The sequence below is a fragment of the Leifsonia araucanica genome (assembly GCF_051161895.1).
In the GTDB taxonomy this organism is placed as follows: Bacteria; Actinomycetota; Actinomycetes; order Actinomycetales; family Microbacteriaceae; genus Leifsonia.
The window spans coordinates 685,428-705,403 of the sequence record NZ_JBMBTW010000002.1 but is presented as its reverse complement, the minus strand read 5'-3'; the positions used below and the strand labels follow the sequence as shown (position 1 = coordinate 705,403).

The following is a 19,976-nucleotide window of genomic DNA, read 5'->3' as shown; positions in this document are numbered from 1 at the left end:
GGCCGGTGGATGCGCGGGGCGGGGCCGGGTGTGCCCGCCCGGCCCCGCGCATCCGGTGTCACGCGTCTCGGCGGCGTCTGATCGCTCGGGCGAGGAGACCGGCGGCGCCCGCGCCGACGGTGATCAGGGCGAGTGCTGCCCACCACGCCGCGCTGTCGCCCGCGCGGGAGCCCGTCGCCGCGAGAGCCGTCGTGGGTGCGGCGGTGGTCGCGTCGGCGAGGTCGGACGTTGACGGTCCGGGGTCGCCCACGGGCTGCGTCCCCGTCCCCGGCTGCCCGGGCTCGCCCGCTCCGCCTCCGCCGCCCGCTCCCCCGTCGCCGGGCACGGTCACCGCGTCGTCCGTGGCCCACGCCGCGGAGAACGTCTGCGCCGCCATCAGCGGCTGCAGCGCATCCCGCACCTGGCCGTCGGCGAAGTGGCGTCGCATCGCGCCGTGGTCGACCGCGTTGCTGACGGCCGCGAGGACCATCGACTGGTCGAGCGACAGGTAGCGCTTCGCGATCGTCCCGCTCTTCACCGCGACCGCGTCGTAGAACCCGCCGGGCCCGTACGCGTGCAGGTCGTTCTCGATGCCGCGCAGGTTGGCGACCGCGGCCGCCGGGTCGTAGCCGAGTGCGAGGAAGGAGGCGTGCGGGGTCACGACGCCGTCGCCGAACGACGGGTCAGGATTGTGGCCGCGGTCGGCGTCCGGGCAGTCGCGGTACGGCTGGTCGACGTCGGTGCTCTCCTGGTCGGAGAGGTAGCCGTCCGCCTTCATCCCCGCGAGGTCGACGCCGTACTCGCGGTAGCCGCCCGCCGGGTTGCTGGACGGCGATAACCCCCAGTATCCGTATCCGGCGTCCTCACCGTGCTTCTCCTGCACGGCGACGGTGATCGGGTGGTTGAGCCCCCACGAGGTCGGCCCCCACTGCTCCTCCGGCACCAGCAGCGACGGCATCAACGCCTCGAACATGCTCCCGCCCCAGCTCGGCACGAACGACATCCCGTCGTACGAGTACGCCCCTTCGTACACGGTCAGCCCGTCGTACACCCGGTTCTGCCCGGTGGGCCGCTGCTCCTGCCACGACCAGTCGCAGCCGTCCGGCATGGTGCGGAACGTGCCGTACATCCCGGATGCGGGGATCTGCCCGTTCACGATGCCCAGGTACGTGGCGATGCGGCTCTCGCTGACGGTGGTGTCGTAGTGGTGGCAGGTGTAGACGAGCGTGACGGGCGCGCCGTTGTACGCGGGGGCCTCGCATCCGGTCTCCCCGACGGGTGGCGTCTCCCAGAATCCGCCGCGGTTGGCGCCGGCGGGGAGCACGGGCTGCTTGCCCTGCGGGTCGTAGAAGACGCCGAAGTCCATCGAGTCGTAGAGCGCGCGCGCCCGGGCGCTGAGGGCCGGATCGTTGTCCGCCTCGGCGTTGGCGACCATCCGGAGCCCGGCGGCCAGCCAGCCGTTGTCGACCGTGCTGAGGAACGGGTTGACCACGGTGCCGTTCTCCGGCCAGGTGGTCAGCTTCGAGCCGTCCGCCGGTGAGTACCAGTTGTAGAACATGCCGCTCGCGGCGTTCCGCTCGAGCGTCTCGAGGGTGCCGATGGTGGTCGCCACCCTGTCGTGCGCCTCCGCACCGCCGATGATGCCGAGGTCGCGCACGGCAAGGGTCGACCACAGGTAGCCGCCGATGTTCGTCGGCGACGTGAACCCGGATGCGCTGGCCGGGGTGAGGTCGCCGTCGATGTTGTCGGCGGGAAGGCCTGTAGCGCGGTCGGTCATGGCGGCCATCGACCGCCACGTGTCTGCGGCCCACCGCGTGAGCTCTGCGGTGTACGGGGTGGCGTCGGTGGATGCGGGGCCGGTGACGTCGACGGTGCTGGTGGCGGGTGGGGCCGCGGGGGCCGGCGCGGCGGCGAGCGACGCCGGGGCCAATGAGGCTGCGGCCGGTGCAGCGACCGACGCCGAGGCGAGTGAGCCTGCACCGGATGGCGCACCACCCGCGGCGCTCGCGGGCGCGGCGATCGCCCCGCCGACGAGGGCGGAGGTGACCAGCGCGACACCCGCGCCGATCGCTCTGGAGAGGGTGGGATGGGGCATCGTCGTCCGCTTCATTGCTGGCTTCCTTCGGTGTGGAGCATCCCGAGGTGGTCGTGCTGGGATATCAATTCGGGACAGTGTATGCGCATACATCCCGAAATGGCAACCACCTCAGTCCGACGGCCGAAGGTCAAGGCGGACGCGAAAAAGGGTCAGCCCCCGCGATTTCTCGCGGGGGCTGACCCTTCGGTGGTGGATCTGAGGGGACTCGAACCCCTGACCCCCTGCATGCCATGCAGGTGCGCTACCAGCTGCGCCACAGACCCAGACGCTGTTCCCGATCTCTCCGAAACAACTCGTTTAGCGTACTACATGATCCAGGTCTGGAAGAAACCAGCGCGACGCTCGGGCGTGCCGCGGTCAGTCGAAGAGCTCGCTGAGCCAGTTCTCGCGCTTCTTCTTGTACGGGTACTGCTGTTTGCCGTGGCCGGGCTGCTGGTACCCCTGCTGCGGAGCCTGCCCGTACTGCGGCTGCTGGCCGTACTGCTGGGCGGGCTGCTGCCCGTATTGCGGTTGCTGCGGCTGCGCGGGCGTCTGTCCGTACTGCTGTGCACCCGCACCCGCACTGCCACCGGCTCCCCCACCCGCCATCGGCTGCGCGCGGTCGATGATCTTGTCCAACTCTCCGCGGTCGAGCCACACTCCGCGGCATTCGGGGCAGTAGTCGATTTCGATTCCACTGCGTTCGCTCATCACGAGGGTGGCGTTGTCTGTCGGGCATCTCATGCCGTCAGTCAATCAGCGCAATATGAGAGAACTCTCACACACTGCGCAGAGAACGCCGAACCGGGATGGGCTACTCGGCGCCCTCGTGCACGGGCAGCTCGAGCGGGATGACCGGGCAGTCTTTCCAGAGGCGTTCGAGCGCGTAGTACATGCGGTCTTCCTCGTGGAAGACGTGCACGACCAGGTCGCCGAAGTCGAGGAGGACCCAGCGGCCTTCGGCCTTGCCTTCGCGGCGCAGGGTTTTGACACCGGCCTCGTTCAGCTGGTCTTCGATCTCGCCAGCGATGGCGATGACGTTGCGCTCGACACGGCCGCTGACCAGCAGGAACGCGTCGGTGAGGGGCAGCGGGCCGGAGACGTCGAGCGCCACCAGGTCTTCGCCGGACTTGGAGTCCGCTGCCTTCGCTGCGAGCTGCAGGATCTGCTTGGCGTGCTCTGTCGCGGTCACGGTCGGGCCTCCGTCGTGGGGGCGGCCGGGTGGAACAGGGTGGAAAGGATGATCAGAACACCTTCAAGACGTAAGCGGAGATGAGGAGGCCGATGACACCGACGGCGAGCACGCCGGCGGTGACGATCAGCACGACGGGCAGTTTGCCGCCGCGCTTCTTCGGCGGGGCGATGACGCCGCGGGTCGACGTGTGCGAGCTGATGGCCCGGGATGCACGGATCGGCGCGACCTCGGACGTGTTGAACTCGTTCTCGTCGCCGTCGAGCAGGCGGTCGAGGTCGGAGGAATCGATCCTGTCCGGGTGGGCGCCCGTTGCGCCGAGCCCGCGGGGCAGGTCGATCGAGCCGGTGACGAGGATCTCGCCGGTCGCGGTGAGGGGGCCGGTCGCGTCTGCGGTGGGCAGCACGGGCAGGATGAGCGCGTTCGTGGTGGTCGCCGAGCCGGACTGGCCGACGTTGCGCGAGATGATCTGGTCGAACGGCTGGTTCTTGTCGTCCAGCTCGGCCGCCGTCGACCAGTGACCGGTCGGCGGGGTGAACGGCTGGCGCTCCAGCGTGCTGTCGGCCTCGTCGGAACTCGCGTCCGCATCGGAGCCGGACGACTTCTCGGCAGGCGCGGACGTCGGCGCGAGCAGCGACGAGTCGGCAGTGGATGCGCTGACCGGGGCGGCCGGAGCAGCGGTGCCCTCCGGCGACGAAGAGGGAGCGGACGGCGCGGCAGTGGATGCACTGTCCGACGACGCCCCGAGCGGGGCGAACGGCCACGCGGTCGGCGACGACGACGCGACCTCCGGCTCGGCGGCGGGACGCGCGGGTGCCGGGTCCGCGGGCGGGGTGAACGTGACGGGGATGACCGCATCCGGCTGCCCGGCCTGCTGGTTGGCCTCCTGGGCCTGCAGCATGGCGCGCAGCTCGCGACGCGTCAGAGCACGCTCGGGGGTGCCCTGCGACGCTGGCGTTGCGGGTGCGGGAGCTGAAGCCTCGGGCTTGACGACGGGGACGGGAACCGTCACCGGCTCCGGCTGGGACACGTCGCTCGCCTGCTTGAACATGGTCGACGACTCCGGTGCATCCTGAGCGAGCGCAGCAGTCGGAGCAGCAGGTGCGGCCGGAAGATCGAAGGCGTTGCCGAACGTCGGCAGGTTCGGGCGCGATGGCGGCGTGACGCCGGGCTCCTCGAAGGCGGAGGCGGGGATCGCGGGCCGCTCGGCGGCCTCGTCCGTGCCTGCATCGCCCTGGGCGTCGCGGTCGGCCTGGTCGGACGAGAACGTGTACGGCGTCGTCAACGTCGGGATCTCGCCACCCGGCGTCGGCTGAGCCGTGCCTGCACGGCGGGACGCCTGGCCTGCAGCCTGCTGTTCCGCCGAACGCTCGTTCTCGCGCGCCTGTCGCCGTGTCTGTGGCGGCGGGTCTTGCCACAAAGTCATGCCACACTCCGATACAGATGGTGTTTGGAGATGTACTGAACAACCCCGTCCGGCACCAAGTACCAGACCGGGAATCCCCTGCTCACCCGGGTCCGGCAGTCGGTTGACGAGATCGCCAGGGCCGGAACTTCCAACAAGCTTACGTCCTGGGTCGGCAATCCAGAAATACTCAAGTCATGTCCCGGACGACTCACAGCCACGAAGTGCGCGAGGTCCCAGAGCTCCTGCACATCCCGCCAGCTGAGGATCTGCGCGATGGCGTCCGCCCCTGTGATGAAGAAGAGTTCGGCGTCCGGCCGTGACTCGTGCAGGTCGCGCAGGGTGTCGATCGTGTACGTCGGACCCTCGCGGTCGATGTCGACGCGGCTGACCGTGAAGCGCGGGTTGGAGGCCGTCGCGATCACCGTCATCAGGTAGCGGTGCTCCCCCGGCGTCACTTCGCCCTTCTGCCACGGGTGGCCCGTCGGGACGAAGATGACCTCATCCAGATCGAACGACTGGGCGACCTCGCTGGCCGCGACCAGGTGCCCGTGATGGATGGGATCGAACGTGCCGCCCATCACACCGATGCGCGTGCGACGCTTCTCCGTCAGCTGCATTCGTCAGGCAGTGGTCAGTGACCCTGGGTGGGGTGGCCGTCGCCGTGGTGCGTGGCGCCTGGCGCTCCTGCGTGGGATGCGGCACCGGGGCCGGCCTTGTGGCTGTGGCGGTTCGCCACGTCGCGGTACGACCAGATGACGAAACCGAGGACGGTGAAGATCACGATTGCGATCGCGCCGTACGCCCATGTCGGCATGGGGAGTTCAACGTGCGTTTCGGCCTCGGCCAGCAGCAGCGACAGGTGGGTCATCGAGTTTCTTCCTTTCCGGTGGCGCGAACGCCTGCGAACCAGTCTAGTGGCGCGTCACGCCCTGAACTGCCCTGACCCGCGGACGATCCACTTGGTGCTGGTCAGCTCCGGCAGGCCCATCGGCCCGCGCGCGTGCAGTTTCTGGGTGGAGATGCCGACCTCCGCCCCGAAGCCGAACTCGCCTCCGTCGGTGAACCGGGTGGAGGCGTTCACCATCACCACCGCGGAGTCCACCTCCGCCAGGAAGCGCTCCGCGTTGGCGAGGTCGTTCGTGATGATGGCCTCGGTGTGCTGCGTCGAGTACGTGCGGATGTGGTCGATCGCCTCGTCCAGGTCGTCGACGACCTTCACCGAGATGTCGAGGCTCATGTGCTCCGTCGCCCAGTCCTCCTCGGTGACGGGCACGGCGGACTCCGCGTAGCCGATCGAGCGCTCGTCCGCGTGGATGGTGACCCCGGATGCGGTGAGCGCGCCGAGCACGGGAGGCAGCAGCCGGTCGGCGGCGGAGCGCAGCACGAGCAACGTCTCGACCGCGTTGCAGACGCTCGGCCGCTGCACCTTGGCGTTCCGCACGATGTCGACGGCCCAGTCCTCGCGGGCGGACTCGTCCAGCACGATGTGCACGACGCCGGCGCCGGTCTCGATCACGGGGACCGTCGACTCGGTGACCACGGTGCGGATCAGGTCCGCACTCCCCCGCGGGATGAGCACATCCACGTAGCCGCGCGCCTTCATCAGCTGGGTGGCGCCGTCGCGACCGAACTCGTCGATGGTCTGCACGGCGTCGGACGGCAGCCCGACGGAGGCGAACGCATCCTGGATCACCGCGACGAGCACGCGGTTGGTGCTGATCGCCGCGCTTCCGCCGCGCAGCACGGCGGCGTTGCCGCTCTTCAACGCGAGGGCCGCGATGTCGACCGTGACGTTCGGGCGCGCCTCGTAGATCGCGCCGACCACACCGAACGGCACGCGCACCTGCGTGATCGACACGCCGTTCGGCAGCGTGCTCCCCCGCACGGCCTCGCCGACGGGGTCGGTCAGGCCGACGACCTCCAGCACCGCGTCCGCCAGCGCGCCGAGGCGCGTCTCGGTCAGCGTGAGCCGGTCGAGCAGCCCGGTCGACAACCCGTTCTCACGGCCGTTGGCCAGGTCGAGCTCGTTCGCCTCCAGGATGCGCGGAGCCTGCGACCGCAGACCGGCCGCGACCGCGCGGAGGGCGGCGTTCTTGGCGTCGGTGTTCGCCGTGGCGAGCACGCGCGACGCCCGCTTGGCAGCTGCGAGCTTTTCGACGAGCGAGAGCGATTCGGTGATGGTGTCGACCATGACTCAAGTTTAGGGCGCTGCGACCGCATCCCGCGCTGGGGCGAACCAGGTGCCGACCGCCTCGCCGCCGAGGGCCTGCGAGACGTTCGACGTGGCGGTCAGGATCACGGCCGTGCCGTTCTCCGCGGCCTGGCGCGCAGCGGACACCTTCGTCAGGGCGCCGCCTGTGCCGACGCCGGACAGTCCGGTCGAGCCGATCTCGACACCCTCCAGGGCGTCGTCGTACTCGACGACGTCGATGCGCTCCGCGCCCGGCTCCTGCGGCGGCTTGGTGTAGAGCGCATCCACGTCGGACAGCAGCACGAGCAGGTCGGCCTCGACCAGCAGCGCGACGAGCGCGGCCAGCCGGTCGTTGTCGCCGAACCGGATCTCGTGCGTCGCCACGGTGTCGTTCTCGTTGACGATGGGCAGGATGCGCAGGTCGAGCAGCCGCTCCATCGCCCGCTTGGCGTTGATGCGGTGCGTCGGGGTCTCCATGTCACCGGCGGTCAGCAACACCTGGCCGGCGACGATGTCGTACCGGTCGAGGCTGTCCTGATAGCGGTAGATGAGCACGTTCTGCCCGACGGCGGCGGCGGCCTGCTGCGTCGCCAGATCGGTCGGACGCTCCTGCAGCGCCAGATACGGGATGCCCGTGGCGATCGCACCGGACGACACCAGGATCACCTGGGTGCCGCGCCCGTGCGCTTCGGCGAGAGCATCGACCAACGGACCGATCTGCCCGGCGTTCTCCCCGCTGATGGAGGACGAACCCACCTTGACGACGACGCGTCGCGCGGTGGGGACCTGGCTGCGGTCGTCGATGGTCATTCCGAATCGGTCTCCCTGTTCTGGCCGCCCTGGCTGTTCTGCCCGCTCTCGCCCTCTGCGGGGGCGAGGTCTGCGACATCGTCCGCGTAGTCGTCGTCCTGCCAGAGGCCGGCCTCGCGCTCGCGCAGCAGCTCCGCGCGGGCCTCGGCCTTCGCATCCATTCTGTCGAAGTAGTCCTCGCGACGCTGGTTGCGGGTGGGGCGGGCGTTGCCGTCGAGGCGCACGTCCGTTCCGCGGGGCGACGTGATGAGCTCGGCCGTGGAGGTGAGGGTCGGCTCCCAGTCGAAGACCACGCCGTTGTCCCTGCCGATGACCACGGTGGAACCGGAGACGGCTCCCGCCTTGAACAGGCGGTCCTCGACACCGAGCTTCGCCAGCCGGTCGGCCAGGAAGCCGACGGCCTCGTCGTTCGAGAAGTCGGTCTGCGCGACCCAGCGCTCCGGCTTGGCGCCCAGGATGCGGTAGACGGGGCCGTCCGAGCCGCCCTCGACCTTGACGACGAACCCTCCGTCGTCCACGGCCTGCGGGCGGATGACGATGCGCGGGCGCTCCGCCTCGGCCGCCGCCTGATCCGCGCGTGCCTGCTCGACCACCTCTGCCAGGGCGAAGGACAGCTGACGCAGGCCCTCGTGGCTGACGGTGGAGATCTCGAAGACGCGGTAGCCGCGCGCTTCCAGGTCGGGCCGGACGAACTCGGCCAGCTCGCGGCCCTCCGGCACGTCGATCTTGTTCAGGGCGATGAGCTGCGGGCGCTCCAGCAGCGGGGTCTGCCCCTCCGGCACGGGATACGCCCCGAGCTCACCGAGGATCACGTCGAGGTCGCTCAGCGGATCGCGGCCGGGCTCCAGCGTCGCGCAGTCGAGGACGTGCAGCAGGGCGCTGCAGCGCTCGACGTGGCGGAGGAACTCGAGCCCGAGGCCCTTGCCCTCGCTCGCGCCCTCGATCAGGCCTGGCACGTCGGCGACGGTGAAACGGGTGTCTCCCGCCTGCACGACACCGAGGTTCGGGTGCAGCGTGGTGAACGGGTAGTCGGCGATCTTCGGCTTCGCGGACGACAGGGCGGCGATCAGGCTCGACTTGCCCGCCGACGGGTAGCCGACGAGAGCGATGTCGGCGACGGTCTTGAGTTCGAGGAGGACATCGCCCTCCCAGCCCGGCGTGCCGAGCAGCGCGAAGCCGGGGGCCTTGCGCTTGGGGTTCGACAGGGCGGCGTTGCCGAGCCCGCCGATGCCGCCGGGGGCGACGACGTAGCGCATCCCCGGCTCGTTCATGTCGATCAGTTCGACGCCGGACGGGTCTTTGACCACGGTGCCGACGGGGACGGGGAGCTCGAGCTCTTCGCCGAGGTGGCCGCTGCGGTGGTCTCCCATGCCGAAGCCGCCGTTCTGCGACGAGCGGTGCGGCGCGCGGTGGTAGGCGAGCAGCGTGGTGACCTGCGGGTCGGCCACGAGGACGATGTCGCCGCCGTTGCCGCCGTTGCCGCCGTCCGGTCCTGCCAGCGGCTTGAACTTCTCCCGTCGGACGGAGACGCACCCGTTGCCGCCGTTGCCGGCGCGCAGGTGCAACGTCACGTGATCCACGAACGTTGCCATGGGGGTCCCTCGTTTCCTGACTGTTCAGTCTGTAAATGGAGAAAGGGCGGGCCGAAGCCCGCCCATCCTCGAATGCTGGTGCGTGGTGCGGGGCTTTACGCCTCGGCGGCCACGATGTTGACGACCTTGCGGCCGCCCTTGTTGCCGAACTCGACCGAGCCGGCTGCGAGGGCGAACAGGGTGTCGTCGCCGCCACGTCCGACGTTCACGCCGGGGTGGAAGTGGGTGCCGCGCTGGCGGACGATGATCTCGCCCGCTCCGACGACCTGGCCACCGAAGCGCTTCACGCCGAGGCGCTGTGCGTTCGAGTCACGACCGTTGCGAGTGGAGCTCGCTCCCTTTTTGTGTGCCATCTGCTTCTTCTCCTAAGCCTGAGGTCGATCGGCTACTTGATGCCGGTGATCTTGACGCGCGTGAGGTCCTGACGGTGCCCCTGGCGCTTCTTGTAGCCGGTCTTGTTCTTGAACTTCTGGATCACGATCTTCGGGCCACGGAGGTCGTTGAGGACCTCAGCGGTGACCTTGACCTTCGCCAGCGAACCGGCGTCGGAGGTGATCTTGTCGCCGTCGACAAGCAGCACAGCAGCCAGCTCGACGTTGCCGTTCTTATCAGCCTTGATCCGGTCCATCGTCACGATGGTGCCGACCTCGACCTTTTCCTGCCGGCCTCCGGCGCGCACAACTGCGTAAACCACTTTTACGTACCTTTTCTTCGGGGAACAGCTCCCCTCGGCTCGATGAGCCGCGGACCTGGTCCTGTCTGTTTACTCTTCAGGAAGTTACTGGCGAGTCCGTCTTCGTCGCAGTGCGACGGAGCGGCTCTCAGAAAACCATGATGGTCGAGCGGGATACGCCCGACACACACCAACGGTCAACTTTACCCGACGACCCTTCTATCGTCAATTCAACGAGAGGGCTCCGGGGCCGATCGACGCCATCGACGGCGCCGGTTCCTATGATCATTGTATGACGGTCCTGATCGATCCCCCGGCATGGCCCGCCCACGGCATGTTGTGGTCGCACCTGGTGAGCGATTCCAGCCTCGACGAGCTGCACGCGTTCGCGGCCGCCAACGACATCGCGCGGCGCGCGTTCGACCTCGACCACTACGACGTGCCGGACAAGCGCTACGACGAGCTGGTGGCCGCGGGAGCCACCGCCGTCGACGGCAAGGAGCTGGTCATCCGGCTGCGCGCCAGCGGACTACGCGTGAAGGCGCGGGATCGAGTGCGCAAGCACTGACCCCGCGCCTTCACGCGGTTCGGGATGCGGTGGGCTACTCGCCCTGCTCCGCCCGGGTGATCTCCGGCGCGGTGTCTCCACCGACGATCGCCGCCGTGCTCACCCTGCGGCTGCGTCCGCGGCCCTGACCGGGCTGCTTCGGCTGCGGAAGGGCGTCCAGCACGGAATCGAGCAGCAGCTCGGCCTCCTTGGTGGGCGTGCGACGCGTCACAGGAGCCGCTGCGGGCTCGGGGAGCTCGATCAGGGGCACGGACGCGTCCGCGCCCTCGCGGGCCGCTGCCGGGCGTTCAGCGGGCGCCTGGGGCTCGCGCGGCTCACGCTGCTCGCGCTGCTGCTGCTCGCGCACCGGCGCCGTCTCGGCCTGCGGGGCGCTCTCCTGCGTCGCCGGCTGCTCAGTGGCTGCCTGCTCGGCCTCCGCCGCCTTGGCCCTGTCGCGCTTGCCGCTCTTCCTGCGGGACTTCTTCGGCGCATCCTGCTGCTGCTCCTGCTCCCCGGCGACGTGCTTGCCGTGAGCGGACTCCGCGGAGGCGGCAGGCGCATCCACCGGCTGCTGGTGCTCGTCGTGCGGGTGGGCCAGCGTGCTCGCCGCGATCTGGGCCAGCGCGTTCTTGGCGTCGTCGGTGATCGCGTGGGTCACGCCGGTGGGGGTGCCACCGCCGTTCCCGTTCGAGCCGCCGTTGCCGTTTCCGTTCGACGATCCGTTGCCGTTGCCGTTGCCGTTCGACGAGCCGTTGCCGCCGGACTGCTGACCGCCACGGCCGCGGCGGCGCTCGCTCTGCGGCTGCTGCTGCGGGGTCTGACGGTGCTTGACGACCGGGTCGTGGTGCACGATGACACCGCGGCCCGCACAGGCCTCGCACGCCTCGCTGAACGTCTCGAGCAGGCCGAGGCCGAGCTTCTTCCTCGTCATCTGCACGAGTCCGAGCGAGGTGACCTCCGCCACCTGGTGCTTGGTGCGGTCACGACTCAGGCACTCGATCAGGCGGCGGAGCACGAGGTCGCGGTTGGACTCGAGCACCATGTCGATGAAGTCGACGACGATGATGCCGCCGATGTCGCGCAGGCGCAGCTGGCGGACGATCTCCTCGGCGGCTTCCAGGTTGTTCTTGGTGACGGTCTCTTCCAGGTTGCCGCCGGAGCCGACGAACTTGCCGGTGTTGACGTCGACGACCGTCATCGCCTCTGTGCGGTCGATCACGAGCGAGCCACCGGACGGCAGCCAGACCTTGCGGTCCAGCGCCTTCTCGATCTGCTCCGTGATGCGGAACTCGTCGAACGCATCCCGCTCGCCCGTGTACGCCTCGACGCGGTCGAGGAGGTCGGGGGCGACCTGACGGAGGTAGTTCTCGATGGTGCTCTGCGCATCCTGACCGGCGATGATCAGCTTCTGGAAGTCCTCGTTGAAGACGTCCCTGACGATCTTGATCAGCAGGTCGGGCTCGCTGTGCAGCAGCGCGGGCGCCCCGACGGTCTCGACCTGCCTGCTGATGTCCGCCCACTGCGCGGTGAGGCGCGTGACGTCGAGCGTCAGCTGCTCCTCGGTCGCGCCCTCGGCGGCGGTGCGCACGATGACCCCGGTGTTCTCCGGCAGGACCTCTTTGAGGATCTTCTTCAGACGGGCACGCTCGGTGTCCGGAAGCTTGCGGCTGATCCCGTTCATCGAGCCGTTCGGCACGTAGACGAGGTAGCGGCCGGGCAGCGAGACCTGGCTGGTCAGGCGGGCGCCCTTGTGCCCGACGGGGTCCTTCGTGACCTGCACGAGCACGCGGTCGCCCGGCTTGAGCGCCAGCTCGATGCGGCGCGGCTGGTTGCCCGTCTCCGCGGCATCCCAGTCGACCTCGCCGGAGTACAGCACGGCGTTGCGGCCGCGGCCGATGTCGACGAACGCCGCCTCCATGCTGGGCAGCACGTTCTGCACACGGCCCAGGTAGACGTTGCCGATCAGCGATGCCTCCTGCGACTTGGCGACGTAGTGCTCGACGAGCACCTTGTCTTCGAGCACGCCGATCTGGATGCGGCCGCCCTTCTCGCGCACGATCATCTGGCGGTCGACGGACTCGCGGCGGGCGAGGAACTCGGCCTCGGTGATGACGGGACGGCGGCGGCCGGCGTCGCGGCCGTCGCGGCGGCGCTGCTTCTTGGCCTCGAGACGGGTCGAGCCCTTGATGCGCTGCGGCTCGGTGATGAGCTCGGGCTCGCGCGGGGCGCGGACCTTGACGACCGTGTTGGCCGGGTCGTTCGACCCGGAGCGGTTCTCCTCGCCGGCGCGGCGGCGCGAGCGGCGGCGGACCGTGCTCGGCTCATCGTCGTCGTACTCGTCGTGCGGGAGCGGAGGCAGCGGAAGGATGTCCGGGGCCTGGAACAACAGCGTCGTCGGCGGGAGGCCGGGGAGCGCCGTGTCCGCCTCGGCGGCGCGAGCATCCGGTGCGGCAGGAGCGGCAGGAGCTGAGCCTGCGGCGTCCGGGCTCTCCGTCGCCGCGTCGGAGGCCTGAGCCGCGCCGGCATCCGGAGCCTGCTCTGTCGTCACCGCCGGTTGTCCGGCCGGGAACGGGCCGGAGCCGATGATGTCGTCGTGGTTGTCGTGGATCTTCTCGTCCATGGGTGTTCTCTCCTGGACGGCGGGCGCGGTCGAGGCATGCCCGGCCACCGTCGGCGCGGAGGACGCAATGGCCTCACGCGAATCGTTCGCAGGCACGGCGGAGGCGCTCTTCTTGGCGCTCTTCCTGGAACCGAAGAGGCGCGATCGCTTCCTGGGCCCCGCTTCCGATCCGTTGTTCTGCGTGTTGTCAGTATTTTCGTTTTCCACCATCGCTGGTGCACTCCTCGACCAGCCGCGGTCTCCCGCGCGCCGGGTACTTTCATAAGGGCAGCAGACGCGTTGCGCCTGCGACCGCCAATCCTTCACGCGTGCGGTCGGCTCGTGGCGCGGTCCGCAGGCGATCTCGTTTCTTTACGTTCGTTGTCGGTCGGCCACCTCGGCCGGCCGTTCGGGCGTCGCAACGCCCATAAGCCTTCGCTGGCGTCTCTCCGGCACACGCCGCAGAAACCAGTTGCAACGATTATCGCATGACCGCACCAGGAACGCGGCTGCCTCTCAGGTCGACACGCGATCGGTCATGCCATAATCCGACTGTGTCCACCACTACAGCCGAGCGCCGCCCGACCGTACTCGCCATCTTCCTGATCGTCGCCGGGGCCATCGGCCTCTGGGCTGCTTTCATGCTCACGATGGACAAGTTCCACCTTCTCGAGAACCCGGATGCGCAGCTGTCGTGCAACTTCAGCCTGCTCGTCGGGTGCACGAAGAACCTCAACTCGTGGCAGGGGTCGCTGTTCGGCTTCCCCAACCCGCTGCTCGGCCTGATCGGCTGGACCGCGACCATCGCGGTGGGCGTCGGGGTGCTCGCCGGGGCGCGCTTCGCCAAGTGGTTCTGGATGCTCTTCAACCTCGGCGTGATCGGCGCGATGGCCCTCGTCATCTTCCTCATCACGCAGTCGATCACCGTGCTCAACGTGCTCTGCCCATGGTGCATGGTCACCTGGCTGGTCACCATCCCGACCTTCTGGGGAGTGACGCTCTACAACCTCAAATCGGGCAACATCCCCATCCCGGAGTCCGGGCGTGTCTTCTTCGGCAAGCTCTACTCCTGGGTGCCCCTGATCACGGTCGTCTCCTACGCGATCGTCGCGATCCTCGCCCAGATCCAGCTCGACTGGATCAACAACGTCTTCGTCTAGCCCCCAAAAAATCGAGTCCGAACTTATTCACGGTGACACTCGGCGTGTCGCGTGAATAAGTTCGGACTCGATGGGTTTTAGGCGAACCAGAGCGCGAGCTCGCGCGCGGCGGACTCGGGCGAGTCGGAGCCGTGCACGAGGTTCTGCTGCACCTTGAGGCCCCAGTCGCGGGCGAAGTCGCCGCGGATGGTGCCCGGCGCGGCCGTGGTCGGGTCCGTGGTGCCGGCGAGCGAGCGGAAGCCCTCGATCACGCGGTTGCCCGCGAGGCGGATCGCGACGATGGGGCCGGACTCCATGAACTCGACCAGCGGCTCGTAGAACGGCTTGCCCTCGTGCTCCGCGTAGTGTGCGGCGAGCAGGTCGCGGTCGGCCTGCAGCATCCGGATGTCGACGAGCGAGTAGCCCTTCGCCTCGATGCGGCGCAGGATCTCGCCCGTGAGGTTGCGAGCGACGCCGTCCGGCTTGACGAGCACCAGGGTCTCTTCGACGGGGGTGGTCATGGATTCTCCGTTCCGTTTGCGGCCGCGTTCGCGGCCTTCTTGTTGCGGTCGATGCGGGCGCCCGCGATCATGCAGTACGCCCACATGGCCGTGAAGATGGCGCCGACGATGAAGAAGGCGGGGACGAGGAAGCCCGCCGCCACGACGACGAGCTGGACGAACCAGCCGAGCACGATGCCCACCGGGGAGCGCAGCGTGCCGATGGCGACGATCATCAGGACGACGAGCGCTGCTCCCCCGCCGAGCGCGACGCCGGCGGGCAGCGAGCCGAGGCCGAACAGCACCAGGGCGCCGAGGAAGACGACGATCAGCTCGAAGCCGAGCACGATCGAGCCGAGCAGTTCCCTGACCGTGCGCTCCCGGCGCGGCCGTGCGGCCTTCGCGGGCTTCTCCGCGTCGCTCACGAGCTGGTCGGCTTCCACTCGCCGGCCTCCGCGATGGCCATCGCGTCGCCGACGAGCACGATCGAGCCTGTGACGACCACGGCGCGCTTCGGCTCCTCCGCCGCCCACTCGCGGGCGGCATCCAGCGCCTCCTCGAGGTCGCCGTAGACGATGGTCGCCTCGTCGCCGACCTCGTCGAGTACGATCTCGCCCAGCTCGTCGGCCGGAAGCGCACGATCGGAGCGCGGCTCCGTCACGTAGAACTGGGTGGCGACCGGGGCGAGCGCGCGCACGATGCCGCGCGCATCCTTGTCGGCCAGCGACCCGAACACGAAGGTCAGCTCGTCGAAGTCGAAGTAGCGGCGCATCGCATCCGCGAGGGTCTGAGCGCCCGCCGGGTTGTGGGCGGCGTCCACCAGCACGGTCGGGTCGACGCCGATCAGCTGCAGGCGTCCCGGCGAGGTCGCCGTGGCGAAGCCCTCCTCCAGGAGATCGGCCTTGAGCGGCTGCGTCCCCCGGCCGAGGAACGTCTCGACGGCGGCGACCGCGACGGCGGCGTTCTGCGCCTGGTGGTCGCCGTACAGCGGCAGGAACAGCTCGTCGTATGTCGCGGCGAGGCCCCGGATGCTCACCAGCTGCCCGCCGACGGCCACCGAGGTGGATGCGACGTCGAACGCTCCGGGCTGCACGGCGATGGTGGACTCGGTGAGCCCGGCCGCGGCGGTCAGCTCGGCCAGCGCATCCGGTGTCTGTGCGGAGCTCACCACGTCGGCGGCGGGCTTGATGATGCCGGACTTGGTGCGCGCGATCTCCGCGACGGTGTCGCCGAGCGCCTTGGTGTGGTCGAGCGAGATCGGGGTGAACACCGCCACCTGGCCGTCGCCGACGTTGGTGGAGTCCCACTCGCCGCCCATGCCGACCTCGATCACGGCCACGTCGACCGGCGCGTCGGCGAATGCGGCGTACGCGAGCACGGTCAGCGCCTCGAAGAACGTGAGCGGCGCCTGGCCTTTCTCCGCGAGCTCGCCGTCGACGATCTCGATGTACGGCTGCACGTCCTCCCAGTTGCGCACCAGCGCTTCGTCGGAGATCGGCTGGCCGTCGATCACGATGCGCTCGTTGAAGCGCACCAGGTGCGGACTGGTCAGCAGACCCGTCCGCAGGCCGTACGCACGCAGGATGCTCTCGGTGATGCGGCTCGTCGACGTCTTGCCGTTCGTCCCCGTGATGTGCACGATCGGATACGCGCGCTGGGGGTCGCCCAGCAGCTCGACGGCGCGCCGGGTGGCATCCAGCCTGCGCTCGGGCGCACCCTCGCCGATGCGCGCGAGCAGCGCCTGGTAGACGGCGTCCGCCTGGTCGCGGAACTCCTCGGACTCGTCGCTCACTCTGCCTCCTCGATCCTGGTCACGCCGACCGTGAACTCCCCCGCGTTGGCGAACTGGCCGGCGGAGAAGGTCTTCAAATAGCCAGCGCTTTCAATCTCCCCGAATTCGGCGGCCAGCGTCTCCCTTGCGATATCCACCCCTTCGGCCAGACCGAGCACCTCGACATCGCGCTCGTCGGCGAACTTCACACCCAACCGGATGCGGTCGCTCACGTCGAGTCCTGCCGCCTTGCGGGTGTCCTGCACCGCGCGGATGATGTCGCGCGCCAGCCCCTCGGCCTGCAGCTCCGGCGTGGTCACCGTGTCGAGCAGCACGAAGCCGCCGCCCGGCAGAAGCGCCAGCGCCGACGTGGACTCGCCGTCCGCCTGCGCCGTCTCGAGCACGAGCTCGTACTCGCCGTCGGCCAGTTCGACGCCACCCGCCGTCACGACACCGTCGGCCTCCGACCAGTCGCCTGCACGGGCGGCCTGGATGACCTGCTGCACCTGCTTGCCGAGCCGCGGACCGGCAGCGCGCGCGTTCACGGTCAGCTTGCTCGTGATCCCGTAGCTGGCTGCGCTGTCGTCGTGCAGCTCGACCAGCTCGACCGCCTTGACGTTGAGCTCGTCGCGCAGGATGCCCTCGAACGGGCGCAGCGCATCCGCGTTCTCGGCGACGACGGTCAGCGAAGCGAGCGGCAGCCGGACGCGGAGCCCGGCCTGCTTGCGCAGCGACAGCGTGGTGGAGCTGATGCTCCTGATGCGGTCCATCGCATCCACCAGCGCGTCGTCCGCGGGGAACTCGGCGGCGTCCGGCCAGTCGGTCAGGTGCACGCTCCGCTCGCCGGTGAGGCCGCGCCAGATCCGCTCGGTGACGAGCGGCAGCAGCGGGGCGGCCACGCGGGCGACCGTCTCGAGCACCGTGTAGAGGGTGTCGAACGCCTCGGTACCGTTGCCCTCCGCATCCACGCCCTGCCAGAACCGGTCGCGCGAACGCCGCACGTACCAGTTGGTGAGGATGTCGGCGAAGTCGCGCAGCTTGGCGGCCGCGAGGGTGCTGTCGAGCGCTTCGAGGTCGGCCGTGACGTCCTCGACGAGGTCGCGCGTCTTGGCCAGCAGGTAGCGGTCGAGCACGTCCGTCGAGTCGGTGCGGCGCTTCGCCTCGTATCCGGTGGCGTTCGCGTACAGGGAGAAGAAGTACCAGGTGCTCCACAGCGGGAGCAGCACCTGGCGGACACCCTCCCGGATGCCCTCCTCCGTCACGATCAGGTTGCCGCCGCGCAGCACGGGGCTCGCCATCAGGAACCAGCGCATCGCGTCGGAGCCGTCGCGGTCGAAGACCTCGTTCACGTCCGGGTAGTTGCGCAGCGACTTCGACATCTTCTGCCCGTCGCTGCCGAGCACGATGCCGTGGCTGATCACGTTCTTGAACGCCGGGCGGTCGAACAGGGCGGTCGACAGCGTGTGCAGCATGTAGAACCAGCCGCGGGTCTGCCCGATGTACTCCACGATGAAGTCGGCCGGGTTGTGCCCGTCGAACCACTCGCGGTTCTCGAACGGGTAGTGCACCTGAGCGAACGGCATCGAACCGGAGTCGAACCAGACGTCGAGAACATCCGGGATGCGGCGCATGGTCGAGCGGCCGGTCGGGTCGTCCGGGTTCGGGCGGGTGAGGTCGTCGATGAACGGCCGGTGCAGGTCGGGCTCCCCCGCCGCGTTCGTCGGGATGGTGCCGAAGTCGGCCTCCAGCTCGGCCAGCGAACCGTACACGTCGATGCGCGGGTATGCGGGGTCGTCGCTCTTCCAGACCGGGATCGGCGAACCGAAGTAGCGGTTGCGCGAGATCGACCAGTCGCGGGCGTTGCCCACCCACTTGCCGAACTGGCCGTCCTTCACGTTCTCCGGCACCCAGTTGATCTGCTGGTTGAGCTCGCCCATCCGGTCGCGGAAGTCGGTGACGCGGACGAACCAGCTCGACACCGCCTTGTAGATCAGCGGGTTGCGGCAGCGCCAGCAGTGCGGGTACGAGTGCTCGTAGCTCGCCTGGCGGAGCAGCCTGCCGTTCTCGCGCAGCAGCGTGGTGAGCGGCTTGTTCGCCTCGAACACCTGCAGGCCTGCCACGTCTTCGATCACGGGCAGGAAACGCGCTCCGTCGTCCACCGAGATGATCACGGGGATGCCGGCCGCCTCGCAGACGCGCTGGTCGTCCTCGCCGTATGCCGGCGCCTGGTGCACGATGCCGGTGCCGTCCTCGGTGGTGACGTAGTCGTCGACCAGGATGCGCCACGCGTTCTGGGTGCCGTACTCCTCGACGTCGGCGTAGTAGTCCCACAGCCGGTCGTATGTGACGCCCTCGAGCTCTGCGCCGCGGACGCGACGGGTGATCGCGGCCAGCGCATCCGCCGCCGTCTCGTAGCCGAGGTCTTTCGCGTAGTTGCCGACGAGCTCGGTGGCGAGCAGGTATTCGCCGCTCAGCACCTCGTCGTCCGGGGTGCCGTGCGCGTCGGCAGCGCCGTTCGGGCCGGCGGGCACGACCGCGTACTCGATGTCGGGACCGACGACCAGCGCGAGGTTGGTCGGCAGGGTCCACGGGGTGGTCGTCCAGGCCAGGGCGCGCACGCCGGTGAGGCCGAGCGCCTCCGCCTTCGCCCCGGTGAGCGGGAAGGTGACCGTGACGGTCTGGTCCTGACGCATCTTGTAGACGTCGTCGTCCATCCGCAGCTCGTGGTTGGACAGCGGGGTCTGGTCGCGCCAGCAGTACGGCAGCACGCGGTAGCCCTCGTAGGCGAGGCCCTTCTCGTGCAGCTGCTTGAATGCCCAGATCACCGACTCCATGAAGGTGACGTCGAGGGTCTTGTAGTCGTTGTCGAAGTCCACCCAGCGCGCCTGGCGGGTGACGTACTCCTGCCATTCGCGGGTGTAGTGCAGCACCGAGTCCTTGGCGGCCTGGTTGAAGGCCGCGATGCCCATCTCCTCGATCTGGCTCTTGTCGGTGAGCCCCAGCTGCCGCTCGGCCTCCAGCTCGGCGGGCAAGCCGTGGGTGTCCCAGCCGAACCGGCGCTCGACCTTCTTGCCGCGCATCGTCTGGAAACGCGGGAAGACGTCCTTGGCGTATCCGGTGAGCAGGTGACCGTAGTGCGGCAGGCCGTTGGCGAAGGGAGGGCCGTCGTAGAAGACCCACTCCGGCGCATCCTGCCGGTTGTCGATGGATGCGCGGAAGGTGCCGTCCTCTTTCCAGAACGCGAGAACCTCTGTCTCGATCTCCGGGAAGCTCGGGCTCGGGCTGACGCCCGCCTGCTCGGCGTCGCGCGCCGACGATTCGTCCGGTGACTTGGGGTACGGCATCTCACTCCTGGCAGGTCGTTCGTCTGCACGAGGACGCCGGACGCTCGAAACGTCCGCCGCGGTACCACCCCGCTTGCCGCATCCACTCACGGTGTGGATGCGACCGCTCTTCGTTGGCTGTGACGGGCCAGACCCGTTCGGTTCTACTGGGCGC

At 69.1% G+C, this 19,976-nt stretch carries 18 protein-coding genes and 1 tRNA gene; 2 read left to right on the top strand and 17 right to left on the bottom strand.

Features of this window, described 5'->3' with window-relative positions:
- Positions 1–58 precede the first annotated feature (58 nt).
- From ACN6M5_RS03335 to rplU, 12 genes are all read right to left on the bottom strand, one after another.
- The gene (locus ACN6M5_RS03335; RefSeq protein WP_434948492.1) at positions 59–2,089 is read right to left on the bottom strand and encodes a glucoamylase family protein; all 2,031 of its coding nucleotides are present in this window, start codon (positions 2,087–2,089) and stop codon (positions 59–61) included.
- Between the two features lie 175 nt (positions 2,090–2,264).
- Positions 2,265–2,340 (bottom strand) — tRNA-Ala (locus tag ACN6M5_RS03330).
- Between the two features lie 94 nt (positions 2,341–2,434).
- Entirely contained in the window at positions 2,435–2,800 is a 366-nt protein-coding gene (locus ACN6M5_RS03325; protein ID WP_434948491.1) for a TFIIB-type zinc ribbon-containing protein, read from the bottom strand.
- Between the two features lie 70 nt (positions 2,801–2,870).
- Positions 2,871–3,248 carry a ribosome silencing factor gene (rsfS, locus tag ACN6M5_RS03320; RefSeq protein WP_085368451.1) on the bottom strand — a complete coding sequence of 126 codons (378 nt, stop codon included), beginning with the start codon at positions 3,246–3,248 and terminating at the stop codon, positions 2,871–2,873.
- 52 nt (positions 3,249–3,300) lie between these two features.
- A complete protein-coding gene (locus tag ACN6M5_RS03315; protein ID WP_434948490.1) occupies positions 3,301–4,674 on the bottom strand; it encodes a hypothetical protein in 1,374 nt (457 codons plus the stop codon).
- Positions 4,671–5,273 carry a nicotinate-nucleotide adenylyltransferase gene (nadD, locus tag ACN6M5_RS03310; RefSeq protein WP_434948489.1) on the bottom strand — a complete coding sequence of 201 codons (603 nt, stop codon included), beginning with the start codon at positions 5,271–5,273 and terminating at the stop codon, positions 4,671–4,673. The genes ACN6M5_RS03315 and nadD overlap by 4 nt, the downstream gene beginning before the upstream one ends.
- 14 nt (positions 5,274–5,287) lie before the next feature.
- On the bottom strand, positions 5,288–5,524 hold the full coding sequence (locus ACN6M5_RS03305; protein WP_085368454.1) for a hypothetical protein: 237 nt from the start codon (positions 5,522–5,524) through the stop codon (positions 5,288–5,290).
- Positions 5,525–5,578: 54 nt separating this feature from the next.
- Positions 5,579–6,847: a glutamate-5-semialdehyde dehydrogenase gene (locus ACN6M5_RS03300; protein ID WP_434948488.1), complete on the bottom strand. Its 1,269-nt coding sequence runs from the start codon at positions 6,845–6,847 to the stop codon at positions 5,579–5,581.
- A 9-nt stretch (positions 6,848–6,856) separates the two neighbouring features.
- Positions 6,857–7,657: a glutamate 5-kinase gene (gene proB, locus ACN6M5_RS03295; RefSeq protein ID WP_085368456.1), complete on the bottom strand. Its 801-nt coding sequence runs from the start codon at positions 7,655–7,657 to the stop codon at positions 6,857–6,859.
- On the bottom strand, positions 7,654–9,249 hold the full coding sequence (gene obgE / locus ACN6M5_RS03290; protein ID WP_434948487.1) for a GTPase ObgE: 1,596 nt from the start codon (positions 9,247–9,249) through the stop codon (positions 7,654–7,656). Before obgE ends, proB begins: the two co-directional genes overlap by 4 nt.
- A 95-nt stretch (positions 9,250–9,344) precedes the next feature.
- The gene (gene rpmA, locus ACN6M5_RS03285) at positions 9,345–9,602 is read right to left on the bottom strand and encodes a 50S ribosomal protein L27 (protein ID WP_055893481.1); all 258 of its coding nucleotides are present in this window, start codon (positions 9,600–9,602) and stop codon (positions 9,345–9,347) included.
- Positions 9,603–9,634: 32 nt separating this feature from the next.
- Positions 9,635–9,943: a 50S ribosomal protein L21 gene (rplU, locus tag ACN6M5_RS03280; RefSeq protein WP_055893478.1), complete on the bottom strand. Its 309-nt coding sequence runs from the start codon at positions 9,941–9,943 to the stop codon at positions 9,635–9,637.
- A 271-nt stretch (positions 9,944–10,214) separates the two neighbouring features.
- Here rplU and ACN6M5_RS03275 point away from each other — a divergent pair, with 271 nt between their 5' ends.
- Positions 10,215–10,490 (top strand): DUF4031 domain-containing protein, encoded by a 276-nt coding sequence (locus tag ACN6M5_RS03275; protein ID WP_085368458.1) that lies wholly within the window; start codon positions 10,215–10,217, stop codon positions 10,488–10,490.
- Positions 10,491–10,524: 34 nt separating this feature from the next.
- Here ACN6M5_RS03275 and ACN6M5_RS03270 read toward each other — a convergent pair whose 3' ends face one another.
- Positions 10,525–13,299, bottom strand: coding sequence for an Rne/Rng family ribonuclease (locus ACN6M5_RS03270; protein ID WP_434948486.1), 2,775 nt, complete (start codon positions 13,297–13,299; stop codon positions 10,525–10,527).
- 323 nt (positions 13,300–13,622) lie between these two features.
- On the opposite strand from ACN6M5_RS03270, the gene ACN6M5_RS03265 reads away from it, so the two are divergent.
- On the top strand, positions 13,623–14,228 hold the full coding sequence (locus ACN6M5_RS03265; RefSeq protein WP_434948485.1) for a vitamin K epoxide reductase family protein: 606 nt from the start codon (positions 13,623–13,625) through the stop codon (positions 14,226–14,228).
- A gap of 77 nt (positions 14,229–14,305) precedes the next feature.
- Here ACN6M5_RS03265 and ndk read toward each other — a convergent pair whose 3' ends face one another.
- The 4 genes from ndk to ileS are packed head-to-tail and all read right to left on the bottom strand — an operon-like array spanning position 14,306 to position 19,822.
- A complete protein-coding gene (gene ndk, locus ACN6M5_RS03260) occupies positions 14,306–14,728 on the bottom strand; it encodes a nucleoside-diphosphate kinase (protein WP_055893466.1) in 423 nt (140 codons plus the stop codon).
- Positions 14,725–15,150 (bottom strand): DUF4233 domain-containing protein, encoded by a 426-nt coding sequence (locus tag ACN6M5_RS03255; RefSeq protein WP_434948484.1) that lies wholly within the window; start codon positions 15,148–15,150, stop codon positions 14,725–14,727. The genes ndk and ACN6M5_RS03255 overlap by 4 nt, the downstream gene beginning before the upstream one ends.
- Positions 15,129–16,499, bottom strand: a complete 1,371-nt coding sequence (locus tag ACN6M5_RS03250; protein ID WP_434948483.1) for a bifunctional folylpolyglutamate synthase/dihydrofolate synthase — start codon at positions 16,497–16,499, stop codon at positions 15,129–15,131. The genes ACN6M5_RS03255 and ACN6M5_RS03250 overlap by 22 nt, the downstream gene beginning before the upstream one ends.
- Positions 16,496–19,822: an isoleucine--tRNA ligase gene (gene ileS, locus ACN6M5_RS03245; protein WP_434948482.1), complete on the bottom strand. Its 3,327-nt coding sequence runs from the start codon at positions 19,820–19,822 to the stop codon at positions 16,496–16,498. The genes ACN6M5_RS03250 and ileS overlap by 4 nt, the downstream gene beginning before the upstream one ends.
- Positions 19,823–19,976 lie beyond the last annotated feature (154 nt).

Bases quoted from the DNA above. Each gene is read 5' to 3' on its own strand.
- proB (WP_085368456.1), bottom strand. From the start codon at position 7,657: ATGACCATCGACGACCGCAGCCAGGTCCCCACCGCGCGACGCGTCGTC.
- ACN6M5_RS03275 (WP_085368458.1), top strand. From the start codon at position 10,215: ATGACGGTCCTGATCGATCCCCCGGCATGGCCCGCCCACGGCATGTTG.
- ACN6M5_RS03305 (WP_085368454.1), bottom strand. From the start codon at position 5,524: ATGACCCACCTGTCGCTGCTGCTGGCCGAGGCCGAAACGCACGTTGAA.
- ileS (WP_434948482.1), bottom strand. From the start codon at position 19,822: ATGCCGTACCCCAAGTCACCGGACGAATCGTCGGCGCGCGACGCCGAG.
- nadD (WP_434948489.1), bottom strand. From the start codon at position 5,273: ATGCAGCTGACGGAGAAGCGTCGCACGCGCATCGGTGTGATGGGCGGC.
- ACN6M5_RS03270 (WP_434948486.1), bottom strand. From the start codon at position 13,299: ATGGTGGAAAACGAAAATACTGACAACACGCAGAACAACGGATCGGAA.
- ACN6M5_RS03315 (WP_434948490.1), bottom strand. From the start codon at position 4,674: ATGACTTTGTGGCAAGACCCGCCGCCACAGACACGGCGACAGGCGCGC.
- ACN6M5_RS03335 (WP_434948492.1), bottom strand. From the start codon at position 2,089: ATGAAGCGGACGACGATGCCCCATCCCACCCTCTCCAGAGCGATCGGC.
- rpmA (WP_055893481.1), bottom strand. From the start codon at position 9,602: ATGGCACACAAAAAGGGAGCGAGCTCCACTCGCAACGGTCGTGACTCG.
- ndk (WP_055893466.1), bottom strand. From the start codon at position 14,728: ATGACCACCCCCGTCGAAGAGACCCTGGTGCTCGTCAAGCCGGACGGC.
- obgE (WP_434948487.1), bottom strand. From the start codon at position 9,249: ATGGCAACGTTCGTGGATCACGTGACGTTGCACCTGCGCGCCGGCAAC.
- ACN6M5_RS03300 (WP_434948488.1), bottom strand. From the start codon at position 6,847: ATGGTCGACACCATCACCGAATCGCTCTCGCTCGTCGAAAAGCTCGCA.
- ACN6M5_RS03325 (WP_434948491.1), bottom strand. From the start codon at position 2,800: ATGAGATGCCCGACAGACAACGCCACCCTCGTGATGAGCGAACGCAGT.